Here is a 2,191-nt window from a genome sequence, read left to right as displayed (position 1 = left end):
GTGATCCCAACCTCACTTCGCGTTGCGAAGAACTCCTCGAACCGTTCGACCCCTTCTTCGGACAGCGGAATCGATCTCACCCGGGACCTAATGCCTTTAACTGCATCTTCCGGGACTTGGAGCATTCGCTCTCCGCTGTCGAGCCATTCACAACTCAAGCGACTGAACTCACTGCCGCGCAGTCCAGTGTGGCCGAGGGCGTATACGGTGAATCCGTGGCGGTTTGATTTCTCTTCTGCGGTGTTAAGCAGTTTGTTGTACTTTGATGCTGACAGCGGTGTGGGTTCTTTATTCATCTTCACTGAACACTAGGTCGTACAAGTTTGTTCCTTGTGGGCCTCGAGCGTATTGCTTGAGGAACTTGAGGCCGTCTTCCGCTGCTACTTGCCCTTCTTGAAAGATAGGAATCTCAAATGGGCTCCCTGTTCCCTGGGACTCGAGGTGTACGATTGCCTGTATCTGGTCTCTTGCGAACTGAACATGCTTTTGAACATCCAGCGAACACAGGTAAGAGAGGTTAGCGTGATTCTTGATGACGAGTCCACTCTGTTCAAGCAGAAACTCTTTCGCTGCTACAATGCTATGAGCATCTTCTATCTCGCTGAGGCTGCGGACGTAGTCTTCCAACTCCATTCTACCGTGGTTTTGTGACTTTGGTTTTGACATAGATCGCTGTACGCGGGTTCTGCGACTTTCGTCTCAGATGGCTCATTTCGCTATAGATTGGCGAACTCTACTACCTGACTTCGCTGCGAGTGATTTTTAGAGAGTTTAGTAAAACGCTTTTTGGTGGTTAAAATGGGCAAATAATCGCTCCTCTTGACTTTATTTAAAGAACATATATAGATTTTCGATCGTCGGAATAGAATGCCATGAATTATCTCTTTTAGAATTGAATAAATACCTCGTAAACCCTCGCCACAAAATAAAAACCGGATTTACCTATAATAAATCTAATAAACGAAGTGTTCTCTCTTAGAGACTGTAATTCAATTGTCCGTCGTGGACAATTGAACCCAGTAACGCCTCCCTTGGCCAACACTTGGCAAAAATAATACCAATCTACCGACCGGACCTTCTCACGTGTTCCCGCGCGATAAAGAAAAAGATCCAGAATGGTGTCCCAACTGTGAAGAAAAATCAGCTCGAGTTGCATGGTCTGACGACAAAGATTGGTCGCTCACGGCTACCTTTGCTGACCTAGACGATGGGGAGAGTATTTCGATGAGGCGGTACTGTCGACAGTGTGGCTGGGACGAAAAACGCCGTTTCACAACCACTATAGATTCAAATGACAGTCTAGGAAGCGATGAAAGTCAGTAAGATATGCCCACTATTGAGAGCATATTCGACCAGGGGGGAGACGCATAGATCATCTAATTACGATTCGGCGTCACGTAACGACGAGACGCACCTGAAGATGATCGACGTCGATACCTCGCTGGCTAAATTTAGAAATAAATAGCGCTTTGGAAGACCTCTATTGCCGCATAATCGTGTCTTGGAGGGATCCGGGCCGTGCTCCTGACATTCGTTCATACATTTCTATGGCCTGTGTCTCAGTCATGTTTGAGATCATGTCGGCTACGATGCGTGCCCGTGCAGTATCGTCGTCCTCGTCGGTATCATTCAATCGTTCACGATATGGTTCCAGTATTGCTGACGTGTCAACCGATTTTGGTGCCGCTTCGTCGTACAACAGTTCGAACAACTCGTCGATGACCTGAATCTGTCCTTTCTGCTGTCCTCTGAGAGTTGGATTACTGATGACGTAGTAGAAGGTCAGCTGTTTTAGAATCTCAATCTCTTGTCGTAGATCGTTGTCCACGAGCAGTGTCGGATTACCATCTTCGTCATGCTCACCAAGTTCGACGTATTCTCTGTCTCCGGGATCATCTTCAGTCGCCTCCAGATACCAACTGATCATGGACGACGAAAACTCGTTCAGGAGGTTACGTTCCGACTGGGTCCACTCGTATGGCGTGTAGAACTCTTCGACGACCGTCGCAAAATCGCGAAGTTCAACGAAGAAAGAGAGGACATCCTCAATCGACGCTTCGACATTGGTGTCGTCGTTAATGTACTGGCCGAAATCGTGGAGTTTCATGTCGTACGACTTGGCATAGGATCGGAGCAATTCGGTGTGCTGCCCAATGTCGTCGTCTTCACCAAAGTCGTCTGGGAGCTGATT

General features: G+C 47.8%; 2 protein-coding genes and 1 pseudogene. All 3 read right to left on the bottom strand.

Features of this window, described 5'->3' with window-relative positions:
* Window positions 1-296, bottom strand: a 296-nt coding sequence (locus EXE45_RS16350) for a tyrosine-type recombinase/integrase (protein WP_137694944.1), incomplete at its 3' end; no start/stop codon positions are given.
* Window positions 289-633, bottom strand: coding sequence for a hypothetical protein (locus EXE45_RS16345; RefSeq protein WP_137694943.1), 345 nt, complete (start codon window positions 631-633; stop codon window positions 289-291). The genes EXE45_RS16350 and EXE45_RS16345, both read right to left, overlap by 8 nt.
* A gap of 847 nt (window positions 634-1,480) precedes the next feature.
* A pseudogene (locus EXE45_RS16340) lies at window positions 1,481-2,191 on the bottom strand (dGTPase); the annotation flags it as partial.

Source organism: Halorubrum sp. SP9 (genome assembly GCF_005435015.1).
Lineage (GTDB): Archaea > Halobacteriota > Halobacteria > Halobacteriales > Haloferacaceae > Halorubrum > Halorubrum sodomense.
The sequence above is the reverse complement of the archived record's forward strand: the minus strand, read 5'-3'. Positions and strand labels throughout refer to the sequence as shown.